The following is a 24,017-nucleotide window of genomic DNA, read 5'->3' on the forward strand; positions in this document are numbered from 1 at the left end:
CTCTGGTCGATATTGCGGGCTTTTCTCAGCAGCGTTTATGTTCTTCGCTCAGTTATGGCGTAGTCGTGTTTTCAGGGAAAATCAGCCTGTAGTTCTTCAGGTCTTCCTGAAACGCGTTGCTCAGTTCGAGCTGTTGCTTCAGGCCTGCCCGCGGCTGGCGATAGTCGAATCGCGAGGTCCAGTCTTGTGCACGCGTCATCGACCTTATGTATGGCCCCGCGTCCCGTTCATTTGACAATCGCTTCAAGGGAAGCAGGTAGTCCTCGTGATAAACGGTAGGCACAATAATGCGGCAAAGGCCGGCTTCCGTTAAGGCGCCGTTCATTGCCAGTCGCGCCGTACGGCCGTTGCCATCCTTGAACGGATGAACCTCCGTCACTACGAACATCGTCATCAGCGCTCGTGCCACGGGGTCCGTCTGCGCAGCAATACGCTCGTACCCTTCTTTCAATGTCCCCGGCACCAGTTCTGGTGAGACAAAATACGTGTTCCCTGCCTGATTTGCTTGCTCCTTCCACTGTCCCGGCAACTTGTCGGGGCGGCCCGACATCACAATTGCATTGATGTTTTTGAGCCAGGCAAGAAACTGGTCGGCGTTCGGCGCGGTCCTGTTTCTCCACGGAGACGAAGTCGCAACATGGAATGTTCCGAGAATATCTTGGGAATCCTCAGGACGGTCTTGAACAATGGCGCCCTCGAAAACGATTTGCTCTGCTTCCGCTACCTCGAAAGTTGTGCCTTCGATGTAGTTCGAAAAGTATGCCTCGAAGAAAGCAAAATTCTCCATGGCCGTGCCTTCTGCCGCTGGGTCTGCGACGTGTGGAAACACATTCGCGGTCAACTGCGCGAACAACGCATCAAAGAGGTCGAGCCGCTCAGGGTCATATGGCTTGCCGGCTGCTCTCGCTAAGGCTTGTTTGCTTTTGAGTTTTTTCTTTTCATGTGTGCCCAGCAGCGCGCCGATAAGACCGTCAAGACGCTTGAAAGCCGGTTCCATGTCCAGCTTGTCCGCGACCACCCGAGCGCACTCGCGCAAGTCGTTAAGCTTGAACTTGCCCCTGATGGTGAGAATGTTGTCGAGCCGTTGCTCGACCGCTTCCTGAGGCATCACCCGCTCTGAAGCTCCGCGTCCCGTTGCCATGTTCTCGAGGAAACCCCGTGCCTCGCTCGGCAAATAAATGCCGCGATAGGGAACGTCCCGCGCCGGCGGTTCGAGCAACGGTCCCGCTCCCGGATACACCTCGACAAGGAGTCCGGGCAGCGCGAGCGTGCGGCGCGCGCGGCCGCGGCGAACGTGGATGACACCGTCAACCGGACGATGCTCCAACGCAGACCGGTACGCCATCACTGCGCCCGGAAGCAGGTGGCTTGCAATTGCCGCCCAGTTTCGGGTAACGACCGATTCGAGTGGACTGTCCAGGTTTTGCGTGAAGACACCAGGGTAAATGCGCCTGAACGCGCCACTCGCTACCTGGCGGCGCAGCGCGCGCGCTTGAGCCTCGTCTTCCCCGGAAAAGAAGACCTCTGCCGTGCTCACGTCCGAGTTTAGCGTCATCGTCCGTTCCGAGATGACCAGTTTGTCCGTAAATTAGCGAAATGATACGCCGAACTGTCCGGAACGTACTCAGTACGCCGGAACAATGTGGCGCTACGTTTGGCCGAAAATTATCTGAATTACCGGCCCCTTGCCCATCGCTTGTCCGAAAACAATTTGAATCAAGATGGAATTTGTCCGATTACGGACTGATTGGACTGTCTGATGTCTCGTTCGCCCGTGTGGTCAACTGTCTTACCCCGGCATGGGCAGACACTCTGCGCGGACCAGACATGGCTTTCACAATTTTCACGATGTATCGCAAGACGAATCTCTTGCATGGAAGCCCAAAAATGACGATTCACCAGGTGGGAGACCAATGACAGCAAACGTAGAACGGGGTACCAACGAAAAACACCGGGACCTCATGAGTGAGGGCCGAAAGCTTGACTGGGAGCTGTTCATGAGGCCGTTGGCCATCGTTGCTGCGTGGTTCGGCGCGAAACGGGCGCGCGGTTTTGCAAAAACGAAAGAAGGATGCGACATCGCCATTGCGGGGCGCAGAAGTCGAAGCGATGGCGCTTATCTCGCGGTGCGGCGCGTCGCACGCAGTGTGGACCGCCGCTATGTCAGGGTTCGACTAAAGGGCCGCGCTGAATTGCTGCTGGTCGAGAGAAATGGTTGCAATGATGGACTCGAACGCCACCATCAAATCCGGATGACGTTGAGCAAAGTATTGCCGCGCAGAATCGTTTTCGAGGAGCTCGACGAGATATCTTTTCGCAAGCACTAGATTGTTGAACTCGCCCACCGCCATGACATAAAGATTGAGTTGAACGACGTACCTATCGCCCATGGAGGGCGCTCACATCGGGTCGGAGATGAGACGGTCGTTGTGCGGTTTGCTTGGCAGCGCTGCCCCGTTTGCTCGAATGACGGCAATGAGTTCCGACGGCGTTATCTCGTGCCTCACCTCGCGGTGTATGCCGGGTTTGCGCTCATCGACTTCCAGCAGCAGAACGGCTCTTCCATTGGTCGCAGATTCCAGTCGCAGCACGCGGATTGGGCTGCCCGCTACGTCGTATTCCGTTATAAGCGTCATCGCGCCGGAAGCGCCTCTTGCAGCCATGATGATTTTCCCCGTCCTTCTCGATACGCTGATTTTAGCGGCTGTTGCGGACAGGTCGGAGAAGCGCGCGTGAGCGCCACGCGCCCGTCTTCCCCGGTCACCGGCCGGCCTCTTGCCACGGTGTTTTCCGGTCACTCGTTGCGAATCGCAATAGCCGCCTTTGTGCCCCGAGCATGACGCCGACAGGCGTATTCGCCAGTTGCTCGTCATGAAGTGCCAGCAGCCGTTCGAGAATCGCCGCTTCGTCCGGACTGACCTGCCAGACATTGTTTGCTGTCGCCCGCGCCGCGCTGCGCTCGAGCGCCTCTGCGGCTTCAGGAAAAGATGCGTGGTGAATCGTTCCGAAGCCTGCTTCACGAAGATACCAGGCTAGGTACAGCGCACGTATCAGGTCGCTTAGCAGGTGCCCGTTTCCACTGCCTGCTCGTAATGCGGTGAGCGCAAGGTGATTGCGTAGTGAAAGCGAACGGACAGCTTCCAGCGTCGGTGGTAGAAGCGTGGCCTTTGCGGATGTCTTAGTGGATACATAGCGAGCACCGCCTCTCTTTCTATTCATTTGGCATAAAAATCGCAAATCGACTGATTCTGGTGCTGGCCCATGAAATCTATACGCGTTGTACTCGTTTTCAATCTTGTGGAGTTTTGTTGTCAATGACCCGCTGAAAACATAGGCACTATGAATCCAAAACGAAAATCGCTGCCGTGGATTGCAATATTTAACAATCTGACAGTGATGCCTAGCTGAACATCATGCGTCATTCATCGGCAGTTGCCCCGGGAAACTGTTTTTCCATAAAGTGCGGGATGGGGCAATGAATGTTGGCTGGGAACGTAAATGGCGTGTCAGTCGGAGCGCGGCGCGTACTCGGTATGGGCGCTATTTGTGTTTGTCCATGACTCGGACACTTCGATATTTCAATTTTTGCGGGAGATTGGTACGACAATCAACGCAGCCTGTTCATTGCATAGTAAAAATATCTCCCGACGCGCAGATAAACGCCAAAGCGGAAAAAGCTACCTTTCATGCTCGTACCTGCAAATAATTCCGAATCGCAAGCTAATTGCACGCGTTCGTTGACAAAAATTGTCTGGAAAAGTTTTTCATCATATTATTCTGCGTGGCAATCTGGGGTGGAGTCTGAAAATGACGGTAAATGACCTGGCAACGGTGCTGGGCGCGGGGATGGACCAATCTCGACGCTTGTTGAAGCTGGATACTGCGTTGGGCGGAAATACGCTGGTGCCAGTCCGCGTGGTCGGCACTTCACGCATTGGACGCAACTACGACTTCACTGTCGATGTCGCTTCCCTAAAAGATTCTATCGAGCTCAAATCCCTCATCGCGAAACCGGTGACGCTCTGGACTCAACAGACTGACTCGTCGTATTTACCGCGTCATGGCTACGTTCATACTGCGCGATTTCTGGGCTCCGACGGCAGCGTTCAGCTTTACCAGATTAGCTTTTCGTCGTGGTTGCACTTCCTGAAATTTCGCAGCGATGCGCGGATATTTCAGGACAAGACGGCAGAGGACATAATCTCGGCGGTATTCAACGAGCATCCTCAGTCAAGCGGCGCTTATCGCTTTGACCTCCGTAACCAGCTACCTCCGCGGTCGTTCTGCGTTCAATATGAAGACGACTGGAACTTCGTGCACCGGATTATGGAAGCGGAAGGTCTCTTCGGCTATTTTGAACAGGCGGATGACGGCAAAGCGCACACGCTGGTCATCACGGACGACCTCTTCACCGTTAAAGCCCTTGCTCCGCAAGACGTGTCGTTTTATCGTGCAGGCGCTGGAAGTGAAACAGATGCGATAGTCCAGTGGGGCGGAGCGCGCACGTTGCAGAGCGTGAGCTACACCACGCGCACATTCGACTATAAGAATCCAACGTTTAATAAAGAGCTGTCCACGCCGACAGTTGACAAGCAAGGCGACCTGCCCGACCAGGCCGAGGTCTACGAGTACACAGGCGCGTATACCTACGGCGACAGTGCTCGTGGCGACACTTTGTCAAAAACCCGGATGGAGGAATGGGAGTCCCGCGCGAAGCGTTTCTTTGCGACGGGCAGCGTACGGCGAGCCGATGTGGGACGCTGGTTCCAGCTCGAGGGCGCTACCGCTCTCGCAACCGACAGCGCAGAAAATCGTCAGTTTGCGATTCTGGCTGTGACCTGGTACGTCGAGAACAACCTGCCCGTTTCGACAGGAACACAGTTCCGCCACAGCCTGCAGTCACAACTTGCTGAAGCTCGCTCATATCACGCGGGTTCGTCCGACGTCTTCAATGTAAAGGACGCGTTGGGTGGCGAAGGTTTCTTCCTCGTCGAACTGGAAACGCAGCGACGCACCGTTCCGTTTCGCAGTCCCTTCGAACACCGTAAGCCCCTGATGCATACCCAGACCGCAACGGTAGTCGGCCCGAATCAGGAGGAAGTATTTACGGACAGCCTCAACCGGGTCAAAGTGCTGATGCATTGGGACCGGCAGAACGGCGGCGATGAAAAGGCTTCCTGCTGGCTGCGCGTCATGTCACCAAATGCCGGTGGGACGCTCGGCGGGGTATTTGTCCCGCGTGTGGGACATGAAGTGGGAATCGTCTACCTGGACGGCGATTGTGACCGACCGGTCGTCAGCGGCAGTCTATTCAACGGACAGCAGACGCCGCAATGGCATTCCAACGGCTTGCTGTCGGGTTACAAATCGAAGGAATTCCAGGGCACAGGCTACAACCAGCTTGTCATGGACGATTCGACGGGCCAGAACCGTGCACAGCTATTCAGCAGCACAGCTCAGAGCTACTTACATCTCGGTTACCTCATCGACCAGCAAGGCAATTCGCGCGGCTCATTTCTGGGAAATGGATTTGACCTCAAAACCGAGGCGTATGGCGCGGTGCGGGCTGGCAAAGGCATCTTCGTGTCGACCTTCGCTCGAGGCGGCTCTGCCAGCCAGCCGCTCGATGTTAGCGAGGCCAATGAGCATCTGACCGAATCGACAAACGTGGTTGAGATTCGCTCCGATGCTGCCAAAGCGGTGCAGGCTGAAGATTTAACGGATGCTCACTCCGACCTGCAAGCCTTTACGAATGCGACGAAGCAGGACATCTCGGGCAGTGCAACCAGCGGCAATACGGCCGGAGGCGGGACAGGCGCAGCCAACGGATTTTCCGAACCCGTCATGCTGTTAGGCAGCCCCGTCGGCATCGGCCTTACTTCGATGAAGTCCATTCACGCTGCAGCCACCGACCACGTCAATCTGGTCAGTGGGGCGAACACACACGTAGCGGCCACCAAATCGTTCATCGCAAGCGTCGGCGAAAAAATCAGCCTCTTCGCCCAGTCGGCCGGGATAAAGCTGTTCGCTGGCAAGGGGAAAGTCCAGGTCATGGCGCTCTCCGACAATATCGAGCTAACAGCGGATAAGACGGTCAAAGTTATCTCAACCTCTGATGCCGTGTCGGTCGTCGCGCAAAAGGAAATTACGCTCTCGGCCGGAGGTGCGGTAATCAGGATATCTGGCGGGAATATCTCCGTGCACGCACCCGGCGCACTCGACTTCAAAGGCGCATCCCACAGTTTCGCGGGTCCGCAGGGAGAGTCTGCTTCCAACGCCGTGCCGGCTTCCGCGTCATGTGCATCGCAGTTCGCGTCTGCCGCACAGAGCGGCTCAGCGCTGGTTGGCTGAGATTCACCGGAATTGACATGCCTATTTCCACCTACGTCATTGTCGAGCCCAGCAACGGGGAATTCGACATCCAACCCGCGCCGAACCCATATGAGATTGGGGAACTCGTGCCAACGTCCCGTCCCGAGCTGGAGGGCGTTGCGCCATTACTTTATCGCCTTGAGCACAGGGACCGTCAAATGGCCCGCGTGAAGGAGATGGCCGAGAACCACCGAAGCGAAGGACGCCCCCCGCTTGTCTGCTGCTTCATTGACACGGCCGCCGATACCGACACCATACGACAACACCTGGCCGAGTCGTTGGTGCTTGGCGAGCCAACGTCGGGCACCGTTGTATTTCGATATTACGACCCACGCGTGTTTGTGCACCTGAGGTGGATACTTGATACGCAGCAGTTCCTCGCGCTTATGGGACCGACAACAAAGTGGACCTACCTGTCCGGCGCCGGGACATGGGTCGAGATACCTTCGGAGGGACTTCCAGCTCACCGCCTCCAGGTCACCGAAGACCAGTTCAGGCAACTGGGTCGACTTCCCTTTGTCCAGCGCGCTCTTGAGCCGCTTGCGGCCAAAAACGTTGCGATACCCGAAGACCTGCCGCGGCTCTTGGACCGTCAACTGGTCAAGGCGGAACGTTATGGCCTTCGAGACGAGGACCGTGTTCCGTTCGCATTACACGGGGTCTTCGTTGCGCCCAACTTCGACCAGCACCCACAGGTGAAATCGATTCTCGCAGATGTCGGGCAGATGCCCTACGCAGAGGCGGTGGCGGAATGGACCGATGATGACTGGTCGCGCATCGCACGAGAGAGCACGCAATACCAGTACTAGTCATAACTCGCCAAATCAATTATTAGGGAACGCTCATGCTGCTGGATTCGGGCTACCAAAGTATCTCAGACCTCACAAAGGTCGCTATGGCGGGCGGAGCGCCCGTCACGCAGTGCAAGATGTGCGAAAAAAAGGGACTGCCGATACTGCCGGTAAGGTATTCAGCCGTTGCTGCAACGCGCGCACACGGGCTTGAAAACGTTCCCCTCCTGATGGGCGGTCACTTTGGTGCCCACGTGATGGATGTCGCATCGCGAAAGACGAAATACACGTTGCGCTCGCTTCGTTACGGCTTTGTCTATGTGTTCTACCCGAAGACTTCGAAGTGGCAATGCTATGCCGTGACGAAAGAGGGAAATCTTTACGACTACCCCCTGGACACGGTGCTTGACCGTTCGACGGAAGGGCCTTTTACGTGCACTCAGACCGGCCACCCCGAGCTTGCGCAATGCATTACTATCCAGAACGCCGAGAAGGCGGGTACGGTGTACCTCGCCTTCAGTACGGTCCAGTGGACGAGAACAGTTCGTGCACGCTATGCGATGGACTTCGAGGGCTGTCGTACCAAACGTATGCAGGCGTTTGATGCGTCCGGATGGTTTGCTAGCCCGGGGGCGAATGCTCTACATGCGGCCAGGCCGACCGACGTCCAGAAGCTCGTCGCCGAATACAGGGGCGGCGCGGAGAAGGCGTTCCTGACCTCGCCGTTCCCCTATCGGGATAGGAGCTCTGAAACAGCAGCACTCAACGCGGCGATGGACCATCTTGCCCCTCACAAAGGGGCGATATTCGCACTGTGGGACCCGATTGGTATCACACAGGAACTGAATGTTGAAAACAAGTACGCGTATGGCGTGGTGATGGCTGAACACCAGTGGGGAACCTGGTCAGCTGACATGGTCGATAATGTGAAAGAAGTTGTGCAGGCCGGCGCTGCCCAGAGCGACCAGGTCGCCGAGCAGATGCTCGAAGGCCAGATGATGGAAGCCCAGGCGCTTGGTGCCCTCTTCGATGGTGGGAAGCGTCTGGAGAAGGACCTCGGCGACATGCGTAACCGCCAGATTACTGAGCTTCCCAAAGTGCGCGAAGAGGCGTGGAAGGACTACGCAACCGCTGTCAGTGAGACAGCAGCCGCCGAATATCGAAACAAGGCGAAAGCCGATATTGACAACGAAGGCAAAAATACCTGGACGCCGTTGTCGCGCGACCACACAGCATGGTTGAGCTCTCCGAATCTCGCGCATGTATTTCAGTACGACCACGACGACGAGGACCCGCTCAGTGGAACCTGCTATGAGGACGCATTTCATGGCTGCATCGCGGGGTCCTCGGCTCGCAAGGAGTCGCTGGACATCATGCATAAGTGGCTGCAGGGCAAACCAGACGACCATAAGAATCTTCTGCTGCGAGCGGTAACCCTCAACCAGAAGGTGAACGCTAACCATATTCTCGCCGCCGGCGATTTCCCCTATCCTGAATTGCGCGAGACCTGTGCCAAGGCGATTGACACCTGGTTTAACGCCATGAAGGGACTAGAAACCAAAGCGCCACGCTTCTTCGCCGATTTTTATAAACGCGGCTCGAAGCTGATTTACGAGATAGGCGCCCCGGTTGCGAAATTGCTCTCGGAGGGTATCGACAACGTTGCAGCCAAAGCAGCAGTCGTCGTCGTTGCCGCTCGTAGCGGCAAAGTTGTTATCACGGCGCCTGTCTCGGGCAGCCAAGCCCAGTGGGTGACTTATTTTGCGCGGCAAATGTGGGAGATGATGCCGGCGGACAAGCGTCCACGGATGAAGGATATAAAGGCCTCGATTACCGCTCAGTTCACCAAGAAGGGCCCGGAAGGTCGCGTTACCGAGGTGCCCCAGTTCATCATTGTGGACCGCGACGGGTTGCAGAATTTCCAGGTGGCGGGCGTGACAAGCAAGGAGAAAGCCGGGAGTATCGTCAATCCGGCTAACAAATTGATGTTGACTGACGAGGTTATAGAGAAGGATTTCGTCCCCACATTTCGCAAGCTTAGGGGAGGCGAGGTCGCAGGCTCTGGTATCGGCGCCGTATTCGCCGCGATAAACGTGTTCTTCGCGGCGAAGGAGTTTGAGAAGTCAACGCACTTCAATAGTGAGGAGACCCGGCTCAAGTTCCACGCATCCATAGGTGCTTTGGCAGGCGGTGTCGTATCCGTTGCAGGAAACACTCTGGAGGCCGCGCACAAGCTGCAGTTCACGCTACCTAAAGCGCTTTCAGCGGAGTTATCGGAAAAAATTCTTATTGCAGGGCGACTCCTGGCCGCACCGGCCGCATTTATCGGTGTCTGGTACGACGGCGCTAACGCGAAGACCGCATGGGAGGAAGGGCATGTCGGGCTCTTTCTTGCATATTTTTCGTCTGCAACGGCGGGGTTGCTGCTCGCGATTTGTGTAACTTTCAATGTTTTGACGTCCCTGATTCTCCCGCTCACCATCCTTTTGATTGTCATAGGGCTCATCATCATGTGGTTCAAGGAGCGCGAATTAAAGGAGTTTCTCGGCCGTAGCTATTTCGGGACCAACAAGAAAGACGCTCGGTATACTTCGTTCGACGAGGAACACAAGGCATACAACGGACTTGGAGCGTAACTATGGCGTGGGATGGCACCGTTTGGGTCAAGCTGAAGCGCCCACTGACTGACGAAGAAAAGGCTCGCCAGCTAAAAGTGGACGTGGTCGCCAACGAAACGCCGAAGGACGACTTCAACGTGTTCTCGATGAACGAGGTCTTTCTTGAGAGCACCAACGCGGCGTTCAAGCAGCGAGGGCTGCTCACGTACGGCTGCGTCGCGATTGTCGCGGCGGCAGGGTTTCTCGCATGGGTTGCGCTCTGGTGCTTGCAGAATCCCCCGGGGCACGGGAGCGTGCAGGGTCCAGAGTTGGCAGTGGCCTACACGGGCGCGACCTTCTTTCTAATAGTCTCACTGGCAATTGTCTCCGTTGGTCTGTGGGGACTGCTTCAGGAGAACTTCACCTGGACGCGCTTTCCAGTGCGATTTAACCGCCGCACACGAATGGTCCACGCCTTTCGAGGCGCTGGCTCAAAGGGCGTGATATCGGTTCCATGGGAAAGGGCTTTTTTCTTTGTTGAACCGCGTCCGCGAGACCCTATTTCGCGCGCGTATGTATTCAACATCCGATGTCATGTCCTCGATGAACGGGGGCTTGTCGCCCAATCGTTCTCGGTCGGTAGTCGGGTGGTCACCATCTCCGATGAAAACACGGAAAATGGCCGGTCTATCGTCAACCGCCTTAGCAGTCAGTTCGAATATATCCGGCGTTTCATGGAGCAGGGACCGGGCACCCTGTCTTATCCCGACCTGGTGCCGACTCAGGTTTCCCTAGCCAACTCGATGCGTATCTGGGGGCGAACCGATAAAGCGATTCTGGCTGAGCGCAATTTTTTTACAACGTTATTTGTCCTGGCGTTGAGCCCCTTCACGTACTTTACGGCCCTGCTTCATTACATCGGACAACGGACCAGCCGGCAGCCCGTGTGGCCTCCGGGGGTGGAAAGCGAATGCGGGCAGTCCCCACTTGCCGAACCCGTTCGGGCGTAAAAGTGATGTCCAGTGTGTACGAATGGCCGCGTGGCCCGGGTGGCCTTAAATCACCCGGTTACGTAGGATGAAGCCGCCTGCGGCACCTCAGCGTCGACCGTAATGGCTCAAGCCTGGGATTGCAGTCTACTTTGCTGTCCGAACTCGCTGACCCGGGCTCCGAATCGCCTGAACTGCAGCCAGCGTCGTGGGCGAGGTTAGCGTGTCGGCCCGTCTTCGTAACGTCACGCCCTTCCGGGCTCTAGTCGCGCGCGCAAGCACGTCTATATTCAACCTTTCGCCATACATCCGATGCAAAAGAATCGCGGTCTTCTCATCTGCGCCACAACGCTGATGTTCCTCACCGCCTGTCACAGCGCATCAGACAGCCCACTCGCTCGCGCAGCCGCCACGCTTGCAAAGACGGAGGCCCCGCATGATGCCCAGTGGGTCCAGCTCGATAGCAATGACGCGGCCGTGCAGGAGTGTGCCATCAAGTTCCCGGACGCCGACCAGCCTTGGACCGCGCGAATTGGGCTCAAGCCGGGGCAGTACGCTATTCACGCCCGCATCCAACAGGATGGGGCAAGTGGTTCGTGGTCGTCAGGCGATGTATGGTCGGACGCAAAGACCGATGATGGCAAAGACGCGCTGGATGAGAGCACACTCAAAGCGAGGCTGCATGATTGCGCCACGCACGTGATGTCCATCGGTTTGCTTGAGAGCCATCTTGGCCCGGACAATGCCGTCGTAACGGGACTGCGCACGCTGGAAAAGCAGGATATCGAGAAGGCGAAGGCGCTTCGCAAATCGGCGCAGAGCGGCAGCTAGGCCTGGTGCGCCGTCAAACAGCCAAATCATGGTCACAGCATCGCGACATCACCGACGCGACGTTGAAGCCATGTGATATTTGTAGCGGAAAGGGGGGCTTACCATGAGCCGCAGATTCATTCTGAAAGACGACAAGACTGACCATAACGGTGTGGTGCTCGACGGCATCGTCGGTTCATCGTTCGGCGGCCGGCCGCTAGCTTATCTTGGGGCACCTGTGTTGTGCCACACGTGCAACACCGAGGGCATCATCGTCAGCGATGGCTTGCCTCATACGATGAGTGTCATGGGCAAGCAGGTCGCGCTCGAGAACGATTTGTGCCAGTGCAAATGCGAGCCTCTACCGAAACTGGTGGCGTCGCAGACCATGGGCTCATTAACATCCTGATTGGCGTCAGCTTATCGCGGTCTAGCGTCGACTTAACAGTTTTCATTCAAAGAGAATCGGCGGTCGATAAGACGTGGACAACGTGGCGCGACTAGGGTGAACCGCTGCTGCCCGCCGAGTCGTTTCGCGAGCGACCTCGGAACTTGAGAGGAATCGCTATGGCATGGGAAGGAAATCTCTGGGTCAAGCTCAATCGCCCCCTGACAGATGAAGAGCGACAGCGCCGGTTGCGCGTGGATGTGCCTGCCAGCGAAACGCCGAGGGATAACTTCTCGGTGTTTTCGATGAATGATGTGTTTCTCGAGAGTACGAACGCGCTTTTCGAGCAGCGAGGCATGCTCACCTACGGATGCGTATTCCTTATTCCACTTTTTATTTACATGCTGTTCGGACAAGTTTATGACATGACGCATATCCCTGACACTGTCGCGCGCGACGCAACACTGAATGCGGTTATGGTAGGCATGGCCTTAATACTCGTCGCGATTGTCGTCCTCTTGTTCGCCACATTCTGGGGGCTTCTCCAAGAAAACTTCACTTGGACGCGTACCCCGATTCGCTTCAATCGCCAGAATCGGATGGTCTATGCCTATCGAGGTGCCGGCGCAAGAGGAGTTATCGCAGTGCCTTGGGACAAGGCATTTTTCTTTGTTGAGAAGCGCCGTAAAGATACACTCTCGCGAGTGACGCCATACCTTATCCGGTGTCACGTCCTCGACTCGAACAGCAACGTAGCTCGGTCTTTCTCCGTTGGTAGAGGGGTCTCCAGTTTTCTGGATGAATCCACACCTACCGGGCGCGACATCGTCCAGGGTCTTTCCGACCAGTTTGAATATATCCGCCAATACATGGAGAAAGGTCCGACGGCGCTCCCAGGACCGGAGCTCGTCCCGACGCACGTTTCTCTTGCCAATTCGTTCAACATCTGGACTCGTGTGGACCGGGAATTGCTGCGTGAGGGCAGTCCTCAGGCGCATCGCCTTGTCCGAATGTTAAGCGGGTTTGTTTTTATTACGGCAATTCTGCATTACATCGGTCAGCTTACAAGCCGCCAGCCCGCTTGGCCTAGCGACGTTTTACGGGAGTGCCAAGGGACCGGCATAGTCGAACCGGTGAAGGTCTGAAGCATCGCTTCTCAGCTCATCGTGCAACGGAAGTATTTAGAGAGGGTTGCGCAAGTGCATCTTCGATGCGGGAGAGAAAAAATTCTCCGAGCAGGATGAACGCAAGCAGCTTGAAGCTCTGACATCGTAAGCGAGAAGATATGGCGTATGACTACATGACCCGGGTGGCCTTGAACCGCTCGGTTGACGAGGATGAAGCGGCACGGCGCATAGACGTTCGCAAACCGGTCGCGAACGAGGCTGCCGACGCTAATACCGTGTTTGGCATGAACGATGTGTACCTGGAGGTTTGTGACGGCTCGTATTCGCAGGTTGGCTGGGGTCTTCTTGGTTTTCTGCTTTGTTTCCCAGCATTTGCTTTCCTCACCATAGAATGTGTTCAGAGCGCAGTCGTCGACACGCCGGCCATGGTCAGGAACGGCGAACAGGGGATGTTCAGTGCCGGCATGTGGGTTTTCGTCGCGATTACGGTATTGTGCTGCGTGCTCACCGTCGTGATACTGCTGCGCGATTGCTTCAACTACAGGCACAAGGCCGTGCGCTTCAATCGCCAGACGCGCATGGTCTACGCCTTCCGGCACAACGGGCCGGGGGGAGTTATCTCGGTACCTTGGGACAAGGCGTTTTTCTACCCGCACAGGCTGCCTTCCAATGGGCTGGCCGGGGGAGCACCAACCCTTATGCGCTGCTTTGTGCTCGATGATGCCGGAAAGAAAATCGTGAACACGTTCAGCTTCGGTGCTCGTACGGTCAACGGCGCTGACGAGGCCACTCCAATTGGCAAACAGGTCCTCTATCAGATTCAGGCGAACTTCGAGTTCATCCGGCGCTACATGGAGCAGGGTCCGGGCGCGCTACCGAAGGTCGAGCGGTATCTTCCGCGAGGCCCCTCTCTGCGCGCATCAATGAGCGTCTGGTTCTACGGCATCGGGGCTGTGGGCAGCGTGAACGTTGCCATGCGCCTTCTTACCATACTGCTGTCGGGCCCAATATTCATGCTGTCGATACTGCACTACATTGCGCAACTGACAAGCCGGGAGCCAGTATGGCCGACCGAGATAGAGGCCGCTTGCGGCAATTCGGCGTCGACCGCAATGGCTCAAGCTTGAAGTTGTGGTCTTTCTCTGCCGTCGGAACGCGCTGCCGCCATTGGAGGCATGACATCAGGGTTCGGCTAAACGACTGTGCCGAATTGCTGCTGGTCGAGGGAAATGGTTGCAATGATGGACTCGAACTCCGCCATCAAATCCGGGTGGTGTTGGGCAATGTATTGCCGTGCAGATTCGTTTTCGAGGAGCTTGGCGAGATACCCTTTCGCAAGCACCAGGTTCAACACGTCTTGACCGTAAGTCTGTTCCACGAGCTTGTACTGCCCCTGCAGATTGCTCATTTCCCGCTCCATTTTCGCCATCTGCTCCGGGCTAACGCCGGTCAGTTTGCGTGGCTTCTTGCCCTCCACAAGGCGCGCTGCAGGGGTAGCGACCAACAATGCCTCGGCGTAGGAGACTGACACATTGTTAGCGGCCACCATCAGCTCAACGCATTCGACCTGCCGCGTGGGCTTCATTTTGCGAATAGCGCGAACAAGCTCCGGCGAGAACTGCCGGTCGACGAGAAGTTTAGCCGCTTCCGGACAAACGCCGTCGAGCAGCGACGCCTTCTTTATAATTTGTGATACGTCCACGGAAAGAGATTTTGCCAATCGTTCGGGTGATACGCCTCTGTCGATTACGCGCCGAATCATATAGTGCTCCTGGATTGTCGACAGGCGATTGACCCGGTTGTTATAGGTATAGCTTTCGTCATCGGTCGCGACAAGGCAGGCAGCCCGCTCGTGGCCCAAGTCCTGGATGGCAAGTAATCGTAGATGCCCATCCAGCAGAACATGTTGCCCTGAAGACTGGTCCGCTGGCGTTACGGAAAGCGGTTCGATAAGGCCTACCTCCTCAATTGAGGTTCGTATCTGTCGAAATTTGCGCGATTGGACCACGGACGCCGGTATTCTCCGCGATGGCAAGATACTGGAGACCGGCACCGACAATGGCTCGGGGATGAATCCAAGAGTTACGCCAGTCATGTGACACTCCCGCTTGGCCAAACGCGTTCGGCAAGATACTTCGGCAGGCTGGCCAATCCCTCCGCGCGCAGCAGGTTGATGAAGTTCTCATCGGCAAACAGTTGCCTCAATGCACCGACCACAAATAGCAACCGCTGTTGCGTAAACTCGGCTTTTCTCACCATGGACTTCTGACGTTCTACCTCGTGCTCATACGTCCGCACGAGACTCGATGTGGTGACAGCGGCGGATTTGCTTGTCATATTGTGCGCCGTGCTTCGCCCAAGTGCTTTTCTGCGCTCGATGACGCGACGAGCGCTCATCAGTTGCTTGCCCCGCAATTTTCCCGACTCATAAGCCTCCTGGAGCGCTGCTTGTATTTCGGCGTCGTCGTCGCCGGCGCCAACAATCATGAGGGCGGCATTCAGGGGAACGACGCCTTTCTCCACCGCAACGACAAGTCTCTCTTCTCCCTGCCGCAGCAGCGCGAGGATGCCATGAACGTAAGCCGCCGTAAGACCTGTCTTTTCGGCAATGACCTTCGGCGCATATCCCTGTTCCTGCAATTGCCGAATGCCGGCGAGCAGTTCGAGTGGGCGACACTGTCTGCGCGCGATGTTTTCCGTCAGACTCATGACGAACGCGTCCTCATCGCTGACGCTCACCACGAGTGCGGGAATAGTCGCTTCTCCGAGCGTGCGGAACGCCTTCAATCGCCCCTCGCCGCACACGAGCAGGTATTTTTCTATGCCGCCGGCCGTTGCTCGCGGCGTGACCACGATGGGTTTCTTGAGACCGATGGTCTTGATGTTGTCGACGATTTCATTGAAAACCCGGCCATTGCGTTCTCGCGGATTGATGACTTCAATCTGGGAGATGGGGACCATCCGGATTTCTCCGGGCTGCTGCCGCGCGTTCACGCTACTCTCCTGAGGCGCGCACGCTCGGCCATGCCATAGAGGTAGTCCAGCGTATCAAAGCGATAACTCTCAAACTCGACTGGATTCTGGTCGGCGAGGTGAATACGCGGTTGTCCAAAATCCAGACGTGGCAAAAGATAGTAGTCCAGCGCCGATGCATTCGTCTGGTCGAGCCGCACCGCGACTGTGATATCTGGCAGGAGACTCGTATCGAAGCGCACTTTCCAATGATTGCGGCCATTGTCATGCGCCTGGCAGCGCGCGAGCACGATGCACGCCGTGAATTCGTCGTTGACCGTCAGGAGGTCGGTTGCCGGGTCGCGTATCACCGTGCCGCCCAAATCCGAGATTTTCCTCTCCGTCTGCGCAATGATTTCCGGATGCAGTTGTCGCAGGAAGCGGTTGGTCTCAATGTATCGATAATCTCGGCCGGGGGTAAAACCGACTGTCTGATAGGCACGAATTAAACTGCCGAATCGGTACACATAGACCGACGTAGAAGGCATGCCATCTGTTTCATCAATCACTACGCCGGACAGAAAACCGCGACTGCGGAACAGGTTGCGCAGTCGCTCGATTAGCTCCTCGTTCGAGTAATGACGCGCTCTTGCCCTCATGATGCCCTGAGCCGTGTAGAACGTTTCGCTTGGCACAATTGCCTGAAATGCTCCCTCCTTTCGAATCCACATGTCCGGTGTGTTGGTCACTCGCATCTTTTTCAGCTTGAACGACACCCGGTTGTAGACGTTGTTGCCGATGTATTTCTCGTTGGTCAATACCTCCCGTATCGTGGCTCGAGTCCACTCCCGGTCAAGGTCGGTCCGGACGTGCATGCCGTTCAGGCGAGCTGCGATTTCGTATTCGTCGAGCGACTCGTCGATAAACCAGTTATAGATTAGATTGACAGTTCGCACCTCGCTATCCGGCCCCGGCATGAGTATTACCCGGTCCGTCTGCAGGCTTTTATGTTCGCCCCGGCACAGCTCCGCTTTCATGAGTCCGTGCTCATCGACCAATACGCGGCGCAGCCCATATCCGGCTGGGCCTCCTTGTCGGAAGCCCATCTCAATTAAACGGCACTGGCCCGCGAAAACCTTCGCAGACAATTCGCGGCTGTACTCGCCAGCCATTGCCCGCTTTACCCCTTTCACGATAGTCGAGACAGGTGACCCGTCGTTTTCGAACTGCTCGGCGCAGTACGCAACCTGGATGCCGGCACGGCGGCAGATGTACTCGTAATACGCGCTCTCGTCGGCATCCTGGAATCGCCCCCAGCGACTCACGTCATAGACGAGGATTACGCCGAAATCCGCTTTGCCATTGACCACATCGGAGATGAGATTCTGAAGTGCCCGGCGACCGTCGATTCGCAGACCGCTTTTACCCTCATCGGCATATGTGCGCACGATTTCGAATCCGCGGTGGGTTGCGTAGTCTCGAATTCGGTCGCGCTGATTCTCGGTCGAATACTGCTGGTGTTCGGTCGACATGCGGACGTACTCAGCTGCCCGTCCTGCCAGGGAGCCGGCTACGACTGCTGCACCCGCGTTATTGAATGACATTCTCCGCTCCGCAACTCAGACACAAACACGCGGTAGGCACCGAGCGCAAGGGCAGCCCCAAATGCGAACGCCGCGGCTTCACATCAGGCGGTAGCGTTGGAAAACGAACGGTGACAAGGCAAAGGTAGCAGGCCCGACGCCAATGTGTATCACGTCATCTCTTTGCAATCATATGGGCGGTGCTGTCGGCGCAGAGAGCACGGCTATGTGGACGGTCCACACGTCCATTTTTGCAGCGCCGGCATCATCCGCATGACGCAGCACGTAGAAGCCAGAGCCCAGCGGCCGAGGGAGTTCGATGACATCCATCTTTGCAATCGGCTTGAAACTCCGTCGTGCATTGCGCATCCGCTGCATGCTGCTGTTGCGCTCTCGATACGCCGGATGTGCAGCTCGATACTCGCGCCAATAGTTTGAGTGGCCTGCGCGCCATCTCGCCTGGGCCCGGGCCTGGTTGTCGCGATAGTCGCGGTCGATACGGAGCCGGTGGTTCTGCCAGTCGCGTCGACGGGCGCGCTGGCAAGCTTCCGACGAGCAGTAGCGCTGACGAGGAACATGTACCAGCGGCACGAACGCGTTGCCACACGCGAGACAGAGGCGGGGGGATTTCATGAGTGCCCTCGAGGTCGGGTTGCGACGGGCAGACGCCGACGCCTCGACCAGTCACTGAAACGGCTGGCCTGAGACGAAATAGAGAGGGGTTTAACTCGGTAGTTGCTTCGTTAAACAGCCATCGCTGTCTGCTTGGCGCGTGAGTAGGCCAGTCTCAGAAACTTGGACATTTCTTGACCGCCGGCGTGCATCGAGATGAGTCGCTCACGACGGCCCTATGGGCGATGGCGATGGGAGAGCTTCGCCAGGAAGGTACCCCGTTGTCATGCCGGTTCAGCTGCGTGCAAAAAAATCTCACGCGATGCTTCCCCAAATCTCATCCGATGCGTCCCACAGTCTGCAGGGCCTTGTCTGGCGGGCGCAAAAATCTCACGTTTTGAGTGTCGCTACACAGTGTAGGCGTAGGGCGCCAGAGTAAGTGCGACTGGCGCCACAATTTTGAGACTGTGGGACGGAGTTAATGCGACTGGCCTACTGCAGGGAAACGGAAATCACTGGACTAGAGCTGGGTTAGCTGGACTCGAATGAGCAGGGATGATTAGATTTTCATGCCGCTCTCGCCCGATAGCAGTCTTCAACGGGCTTGGGACGCGCGTTTGAGGGCATTTCGAACTGGTCGATTGTCCATAGGCCGAGAGTTCAAGTAACTCTTCCCCCACCATGAAAATTAAAGGGCTATCGGCAGCCTGCAGCCCCTGTCGCCGCAGACGGTGGATTTCTACCGCTCCGGTACGAACAGTGAAACGGATGCCTTCGTGCAGTGGAGCGGCACGCGCACACTGCAGAGCACCACTCTCACGACACGCACGTTCGACTACAAGTCGCCGTCAACGGGTGCGAATCCGAAAGGCACGACGGTTCCCACGCTGACCACGCAGGGCAACCTGCCGCAGCAGGCTGAAGTGTACGAGTACACGGGCGCGTATACGTACGGACAGCAGGACCGCGGCGACCACCTCTCGAAGGTGAGGATGGAGGAGTGGGAGTCGCGCGCGAAGCGTTTCCACGGTGTGGGCGCGGTACGCCGCATCGATACGGGGCGCTGGTTCGAACTGGCCGACCATCCCGACCACAGCACGGGTAGTCAGCAGGACCGGCAGTTTGCCGTTATCGCTGTCGAGTGGGTCATCGAGAACAACCTGCCGGCCTCAAGCGGTACGACGGACTTCCCGCATAGCCTGAAGCAAACGATCGCCGCGGCCCGCGCGCAGCACGCAAACAATCCAACGCTAGTGGTCAAAGCGGCAGACGGTAGCGAAGGTTTCTTCATGGCGATGGTCGAAGCACAGCGCAAGGCCGCCCCGTTCCGAAGCCCACTCGAGCATCAGAAGCCCGAGATGCACATGCAGACTGCAACCGTGGTTGGCCCTGCGAACGAGGAAGTCTTCACGGATCCGCTGAACCGCGTCAAGGTGCAGATGCACTGGGACCGGCTGAACCCCGGCGATGAAAACGCGTCGTGCTGGATGCGCGTCGCGCAATCGCATGCTGGTGGTGGGCACGGCGGTGTACACGTACCGCGCATCGGCGAAGAAGTCATTGTGTCTTTCCTCGATGGCGACTGCGACAAGCCGCTCGTTACCGGGCGCGTCTATAACGGTGGGAAGACTCCCGACTGGCATTCGAACGGGATTCTCTCAGGCTACAAGTCCAAGGAATACCAGGGCAGCGGGTACAACCAGATGGTGATGGACGATGCGACTGGCCAGAATCGGGTGCAGCTCTATAGCACGAGTGCAGACTCCCAACTGCATCTCGGCTACCATTTAACCGGGCCGCGATCTCGTATTCATTTAACGACCCGTCGATAAACCAGTTGTAGATGAGATTGATAATCCGGATTTCGCTCTCGGGCCCTGGCATAAGGATCACTCGATCGGTCTGCAGGCTCTTGTGCTCGCCTCGCTGAAGTTCTCCTTTCATGATCCCGTGCTGATCGATGAGCACGCGGCGTAAGCCATATCCAGCCGGTCCCCCCTGCCGGAAGCCGAGCTCGATCAGCCGGCACTGGCCGGCAAACACCTTGGCCGACAGTTCCCGGCTGTATTCACCGGCCATTGCCCGCTTCACTCCTTTCACGATGGTGGATACCGGCGAGCCGTCGTTTTCGAACTGTTCGGCGCAGTAGGCAACCTGGATGCCGACGCGCCGGCAGACATACTCGTAGTACGCACTTTCATCCGCGTCCTGGAATCTCCCCCAGCGGCTCACGTCATAGACGAGGATCACCTGAAAATCCGCTCGACCACTTTCAACGTCCTTGATCAGCTGCTGAAGCGCCTGCCGCCCGTCGATACGCAGACCGCTTTTACCCTCGTCAGCGTAGGTGCGAACGATCTCGAGGTCGCGCCGCACGGCGTACTCCCGGATCCTGTCGCGCTGGTTCTCGGTCGAGTACTGCTGGTGCTCAGTCGACATCCGAACGTATTCGGCCGCCCGTACCGAGGGGGCCTGCGCGACGACGGTATCGCCTATGTAATCGAGTGACACGGTCCTGCTCCCGCTGCTTCGAATCCTCGCTCCCCTGAGCTTGCGCGTCCGGCTTCGCGCCGGAAACGCAGATCGTCACTTTCGAAACGCAACCGCAGTCGCAACTGCGGTGGTGTCTGATTCAGAGCGGGTACAAGGCAAAGGTAGCAGGCGTGGCGCGGAAGTCGATCACGTCATCTCTTTGCAATCACGTATGGGTGGCCCGTTTGGCGTCGACAGCACGGCGATGTGGACGGTGCACGCGTTCATCTTTGCAATGCCTGTTTCGACTGCACGGCGCAATATGTAGAAGCCTGATGCGAGCGGGTGTAAAGGCGGTGACGCATCCATGTTTGCAATCGGACTGGAACTTCTTCGCGCATTCCGCTCCCGTTGCATCGCGCAATTGCGCTCCCGATAGGCCGGGTGCGTCGCGCGGTATTGACGCCAGTAGTCCGGGTGACGAGCGTGCCAGTTCGATTGCGCCCGTGCCTGGTTCTCCCTGTAGTCGGCGTCGACGCGAAGTCGCCGTCGTTGCCAGCGGCGCCGGCGTTCACGCTGACACGCCGCGGCCGAGCAGTACCGTTGATTGGGGACCCGCAAAAGGGGATGAAACGGATTGCCGCAGGCAAGGCAAAGTCGGGACGATTTCATGATGGTGCTTCATGTCGCAACTGCATTGGGCGGGCGCCAGCAGCTCGAGCGACCATCAATGAGGCTGCTCTCGATGCTGATAAAACACTGCTTAATGATTTAACTGTGTATTAAATCGATGATTGCACTTACTGTGGCGCGGTTGTAGCCCAGTCTCACCAACTTAGACACGGGTCAACCGGTCTTTGTGGCGCGGCAATTTGCAAGTGATTGATTTCCCGGGAAGTGCAGGTGCACCTTTTCTGGCGCCCTACGGTAGGATCCCAGAATAATTGAGAGCATTCACATTTGAGTGACTTGATTCAAGACGGGATACAAGTGCAGTTGAGGGGCGGAAGGTCGCGAGTTCGATACTCCTGCTCCCACCAAAAACACATTCAAAGCAGTCCAAGAAAGTCCGAAAACCCCGCAACCAACAAGGCTCGCGGGGTTTTTTCCATCGCTGTCCGAGCTATTCCATTGGCATCTGCCCCAACGGGGAATACTCTCGAGGCAACTTTCGAACCAGCCAAAGCAGTATTCCTCAAAAGCCGCTAATGGAAGAAGTTGGGCTCGAAGGGCTCATGCATTTCGCCGGCCATCTGTATGTCGTTTGGGTCAAACGGCTCTCGATGCTGAAACGGGTTATATCTGGTTAACCGCCTCCCGACAGATCTTCTCGACATACTTGTTGAAGCTGGTGGCCCACAGCGCACCGGCTGCGAAGACGATGGTGAACACGACGACGCGTTCGAGCGGGGAACTATTCGATGTTACGCCGGCTTCTGAAGATGGAATGGCACAAAGGGGGGATTCCTGCTGATATAAAGGGGCAAAGTTGATAGGGCTTTTTGAAGGGAGGGGCGGGAAAAGGGTCCAGAAGACTTTTCTGTAAAATTTAGGTCCTATCGCGGCAGTGGGCGCATGCCGGGGGAAAGTTTTCGAAGAATGTAAAAATCCCGTAGATTGGCTGAAAACGTTGATACAGTTACCCGTCAAGGCCAATATAAAAGAGCACAATGACCAAGAAATCGCTGAGTGAGACCGACATCTGCGCAAAGTGGATCACACCGGCTGTCGTCCAAGCCGGATGGGATGAAGCTAAGCAACGGAATCAGTAGGCTCGACAGATCGTGCGCCGAGGCCGTTGCGTCATGTTCCTGTTCCAACATCTTTATCTCACGAAAATGACTCGTGGCAGGCTCGCCTGCCGGGTCTGCTGTTCGCCGCCGTCCTTCCGGCTACTCCAGACGATCGTCTCGCTGACCTGCTCGTCCACCACCGTGCTGAACGTGTCCGCTCGCGGAAGTGTCCCGCGCCCAAGGGCTATTGTTCGGGCGTCTTGCCGATGTCGGGCTGGCGCTACGAAGCGAGGCCAGTCTTGTCGCGCTGACCGAAGACGTCGTCAAAACCAGCGAGATAGAGGGCGAACAGCTCAATGTCGCATCGGTGCGTTCGTCGATAGCACGTAAGCTCGGCGTCGATATTGGCGCGCTCGCGCCAGTCGACCGCCACGTCGAAGGCGTCGTGGAGATGGTGCTCGACGCCACCCTGAATTGCTCGGCTGAGGTGTCGAAAGAGCGCCTGTTTGGATGGCACGCGGCGCTTTTTCCGACCGGGTTCAGCGGTATGTCCCGGATCAGCGTTGCCAACTGGCGCGACGATTCCAAAGGTCCGATGCAAGTTGTTTCCGGTCCGATCGGGCGTCAGAAAGTCCACTTCGAGGCGCCGCCTGCCACACGGCTGGAAATGGAGGCGGACCGGTTTCTAGCGTGGCTGAATACCGATACGGCAGATCATTCGGTGCTCAAGGCGGGGCTCGCTCACCTCTGGTTCGTTACGCTGCATCCTTTCGATGACGGCAACGGCCGCATTGCACGGGCCATTGGTGATCTTCTTCTGGCGCGCGCTGACGGCAGCCCAGAGCGCTTCTACAGTTTGTCGGCACAGATCCAGCGTGAGCGAAAAGACTACTACGACATTCTCGAGCGGACACAAAAAGGCACACTCGATATAACCGAGTGGCTGGCATGGTTCCTCGATGCTTTGCATCGCGCAGTCGATCACGCGCAACTCACGCTGAATGTCGTGCTGTCTAAAGCGCGCTTCTGGCAACGGTGGGCAAGCACGCCGTTCAACGAGCGGCAAGTCAAGCTGTTGAGTCGTCTGCTCGACGGTTTTGACGGCAAGCTGACCAGCAGCAAGTGGGCTGCCATTGCGAAGTGTTCACCAGATACCGCGTTGCGCGACATCAGCGAACTCGTCGCATCCGGAGTGTTGAAAAAATCAGCAGCGGCGGGCCGCAGCACGTCGTACGAGTTAGCGGATTGAGCGCTACATAAGTAGCCCCACTTATCCACAGCCCCCTCTGGACAACTTTTGTACAAGCCACCTGACACGTTGTGGGCGAAACTTTGATAAACCGGCGATCTCGCTTGGTCAGTCAAAAGTTTTCCCTGGCTCCTTGTTCCTGTTCGCCCACGCTCCGCAGGGTTATCGATTCCGCAGTCCCTTGATCTGTAAACGAAGATCCAAGTTATCCACAGCCAAGTGCGATGCTTGTTAACTATTACTATGTATACATATACAAAGACTATAAAAACCAGAGAGGCAACCGCGAACCCCGCTGCACAAGCAAGCACAAAGCAGGCAGAACAAACAGAACCAAGCCAA

General features: G+C 56.9%; 16 protein-coding genes and 3 pseudogenes. 11 read left to right on the plus strand and 8 right to left on the minus strand.

Annotation, left to right across the window (positions count from 1 at the left end; translation table 11 throughout):
- Positions 1–52: 52 nt before the first annotated feature.
- Complete coding sequence (locus PQQ86_RS00150; RefSeq protein WP_408263984.1) at positions 53–1,555, minus strand: Fic family protein; 1,503 nt, start codon at positions 1,553–1,555, stop codon at positions 53–55.
- 358 nt (positions 1,556–1,913) lie between these two features.
- Here PQQ86_RS00150 and PQQ86_RS00155 point away from each other — a divergent pair, with 358 nt between their 5' ends.
- Positions 1,914–2,327: a hypothetical protein gene (locus PQQ86_RS00155; protein ID WP_408263986.1), complete on the plus strand. Its 414-nt coding sequence runs from the start codon at positions 1,914–1,916 to the stop codon at positions 2,325–2,327.
- Positions 2,328–2,399: 72 nt separating this feature from the next.
- Here the strand turns inward: PQQ86_RS00155 and PQQ86_RS00160 are convergent, their stop codons facing one another.
- Both PQQ86_RS00160 and PQQ86_RS00165 read right to left on the minus strand, forming a co-directional pair.
- Positions 2,400–2,663 carry a hypothetical protein gene (locus PQQ86_RS00160; protein WP_111932177.1) on the minus strand — a complete coding sequence of 88 codons (264 nt, stop codon included), beginning with the start codon at positions 2,661–2,663 and terminating at the stop codon, positions 2,400–2,402.
- 97 nt (positions 2,664–2,760) lie between these two features.
- On the minus strand, positions 2,761–3,315 hold the full coding sequence (locus PQQ86_RS00165) for a hypothetical protein (RefSeq protein ID WP_408263989.1): 555 nt from the start codon (positions 3,313–3,315) through the stop codon (positions 2,761–2,763).
- A gap of 492 nt (positions 3,316–3,807) precedes the next feature.
- Between PQQ86_RS00165 and PQQ86_RS00170 the strand changes: the two genes are divergently transcribed.
- The 8 genes from PQQ86_RS00170 (at position 3,808) to PQQ86_RS00205 (ending at position 14,201) form a co-directional block, all read left to right on the plus strand.
- Positions 3,808–6,351 (plus strand): type VI secretion system Vgr family protein, encoded by a 2,544-nt coding sequence (locus PQQ86_RS00170; protein ID WP_408263990.1) that lies wholly within the window; start codon positions 3,808–3,810, stop codon positions 6,349–6,351.
- A 17-nt stretch (positions 6,352–6,368) separates the two neighbouring features.
- Entirely contained in the window at positions 6,369–7,181 is an 813-nt protein-coding gene (locus PQQ86_RS00175) for a DUF4123 domain-containing protein (RefSeq protein ID WP_408263992.1), read from the plus strand.
- A 35-nt stretch (positions 7,182–7,216) separates the two neighbouring features.
- Entirely contained in the window at positions 7,217–9,799 is a 2,583-nt protein-coding gene (locus PQQ86_RS00180; RefSeq protein ID WP_408263994.1) for a T6SS effector BTH_I2691 family protein, read from the plus strand.
- A gap of 2 nt (positions 9,800–9,801) precedes the next feature.
- On the plus strand, positions 9,802–10,770 hold the full coding sequence (locus PQQ86_RS00185; RefSeq protein ID WP_408263995.1) for a DUF6708 domain-containing protein: 969 nt from the start codon (positions 9,802–9,804) through the stop codon (positions 10,768–10,770).
- Between the two features lie 333 nt (positions 10,771–11,103).
- Positions 11,104–11,580 carry a hypothetical protein gene (locus tag PQQ86_RS00190; RefSeq protein ID WP_408263997.1) on the plus strand — a complete coding sequence of 159 codons (477 nt, stop codon included), beginning with the start codon at positions 11,104–11,106 and terminating at the stop codon, positions 11,578–11,580.
- A gap of 103 nt (positions 11,581–11,683) precedes the next feature.
- A complete protein-coding gene (locus PQQ86_RS00195; RefSeq protein WP_408263998.1) occupies positions 11,684–11,968 on the plus strand; it encodes a PAAR domain-containing protein in 285 nt (94 codons plus the stop codon).
- Between the two features lie 158 nt (positions 11,969–12,126).
- Positions 12,127–13,092, plus strand: coding sequence for a DUF6708 domain-containing protein (locus tag PQQ86_RS00200; protein WP_408264000.1), 966 nt, complete (start codon positions 12,127–12,129; stop codon positions 13,090–13,092).
- A 140-nt stretch (positions 13,093–13,232) separates the two neighbouring features.
- On the plus strand, positions 13,233–14,201 hold the full coding sequence (locus tag PQQ86_RS00205; RefSeq protein ID WP_408264002.1) for a DUF6708 domain-containing protein: 969 nt from the start codon (positions 13,233–13,235) through the stop codon (positions 14,199–14,201).
- A gap of 65 nt (positions 14,202–14,266) precedes the next feature.
- On the opposite strand, the gene PQQ86_RS00210 is transcribed toward PQQ86_RS00205, so the two are convergent.
- From PQQ86_RS00210 to PQQ86_RS00225, 4 genes are all read right to left on the minus strand, one after another.
- Positions 14,267–15,169 carry a plasmid partitioning protein RepB C-terminal domain-containing protein gene (locus PQQ86_RS00210; RefSeq protein ID WP_408264004.1) on the minus strand — a complete coding sequence of 301 codons (903 nt, stop codon included), beginning with the start codon at positions 15,167–15,169 and terminating at the stop codon, positions 14,267–14,269.
- Positions 15,166–16,068, minus strand: coding sequence for a plasmid partitioning protein RepB C-terminal domain-containing protein (locus PQQ86_RS00215; protein WP_408264006.1), 903 nt, complete (start codon positions 16,066–16,068; stop codon positions 15,166–15,168). Before PQQ86_RS00215 ends, PQQ86_RS00210 begins: the two co-directional genes overlap by 4 nt.
- Positions 16,065–17,630 carry a recombinase family protein gene (locus tag PQQ86_RS00220; protein ID WP_408264008.1) on the minus strand — a complete coding sequence of 522 codons (1,566 nt, stop codon included), beginning with the start codon at positions 17,628–17,630 and terminating at the stop codon, positions 16,065–16,067. Before PQQ86_RS00220 ends, PQQ86_RS00215 begins: the two co-directional genes overlap by 4 nt.
- A 168-nt stretch (positions 17,631–17,798) precedes the next feature.
- Positions 17,799–18,242, minus strand: coding sequence for a hypothetical protein (locus tag PQQ86_RS00225; protein ID WP_408264010.1), 444 nt, complete (start codon positions 18,240–18,242; stop codon positions 17,799–17,801).
- Positions 18,243–18,934: 692 nt separating this feature from the next.
- Here PQQ86_RS00225 and PQQ86_RS00230 point away from each other — a divergent pair.
- A pseudogene (locus tag PQQ86_RS00230) lies at positions 18,935–20,005 on the plus strand (type VI secretion system Vgr family protein); the annotation flags it as partial.
- Here PQQ86_RS00230 and PQQ86_RS00235 read toward each other — a convergent pair.
- A pseudogene (locus tag PQQ86_RS00235) lies at positions 20,004–20,732 on the minus strand (recombinase family protein); the annotation flags it as partial. The pseudogenes PQQ86_RS00230 and PQQ86_RS00235 sit on opposite strands and share 2 nt — an antisense overlap.
- A 1,908-nt stretch (positions 20,733–22,640) precedes the next feature.
- Here PQQ86_RS00235 and PQQ86_RS00240 point away from each other — a divergent pair.
- Positions 22,641–23,675: pseudogene (locus PQQ86_RS00240) on the plus strand (Fic family protein); the annotation flags it as partial.
- Between the last annotated feature and the right edge of the window lie 342 nt (positions 23,676–24,017).

The sequence above is a fragment of the Paraburkholderia sediminicola genome, from assembly GCF_046026675.1.
Taxonomy (GTDB): domain Bacteria; phylum Pseudomonadota; class Gammaproteobacteria; order Burkholderiales; family Burkholderiaceae; genus Paraburkholderia; species Paraburkholderia sediminicola_F.

Bases quoted from the DNA above. Each gene is read 5' to 3' on its own strand.
- PQQ86_RS00150 (WP_408263984.1), bottom strand. From the start codon at position 1,555: ATGACGCTAAACTCGGACGTGAGCACGGCAGAGGTCTTCTTTTCCGGG.
- PQQ86_RS00155 (WP_408263986.1), top strand. From the start codon at position 1,914: ATGACAGCAAACGTAGAACGGGGTACCAACGAAAAACACCGGGACCTC.
- PQQ86_RS00160 (WP_111932177.1), bottom strand. From the start codon at position 2,663: ATGGCTGCAAGAGGCGCTTCCGGCGCGATGACGCTTATAACGGAATAC.
- PQQ86_RS00170 (WP_408263990.1), top strand. From the start codon at position 3,808: ATGACGGTAAATGACCTGGCAACGGTGCTGGGCGCGGGGATGGACCAA.
- PQQ86_RS00175 (WP_408263992.1), top strand. From the start codon at position 6,369: ATGCCTATTTCCACCTACGTCATTGTCGAGCCCAGCAACGGGGAATTC.
- PQQ86_RS00180 (WP_408263994.1), top strand. From the start codon at position 7,217: ATGCTGCTGGATTCGGGCTACCAAAGTATCTCAGACCTCACAAAGGTC.
- PQQ86_RS00185 (WP_408263995.1), top strand. From the start codon at position 9,802: ATGGCGTGGGATGGCACCGTTTGGGTCAAGCTGAAGCGCCCACTGACT.
- PQQ86_RS00190 (WP_408263997.1), top strand. From the start codon at position 11,104: ATGTTCCTCACCGCCTGTCACAGCGCATCAGACAGCCCACTCGCTCGC.
- PQQ86_RS00195 (WP_408263998.1), top strand. From the start codon at position 11,684: ATGAGCCGCAGATTCATTCTGAAAGACGACAAGACTGACCATAACGGT.
- PQQ86_RS00200 (WP_408264000.1), top strand. From the start codon at position 12,127: ATGGCATGGGAAGGAAATCTCTGGGTCAAGCTCAATCGCCCCCTGACA.
- PQQ86_RS00205 (WP_408264002.1), top strand. From the start codon at position 13,233: ATGGCGTATGACTACATGACCCGGGTGGCCTTGAACCGCTCGGTTGAC.
- PQQ86_RS00210 (WP_408264004.1), bottom strand. From the start codon at position 15,169: ATGACTGGCGTAACTCTTGGATTCATCCCCGAGCCATTGTCGGTGCCG.
- PQQ86_RS00220 (WP_408264008.1), bottom strand. From the start codon at position 17,630: ATGTCATTCAATAACGCGGGTGCAGCAGTCGTAGCCGGCTCCCTGGCA.
- PQQ86_RS00225 (WP_408264010.1), bottom strand. From the start codon at position 18,242: ATGAAATCCCCCCGCCTCTGTCTCGCGTGTGGCAACGCGTTCGTGCCG.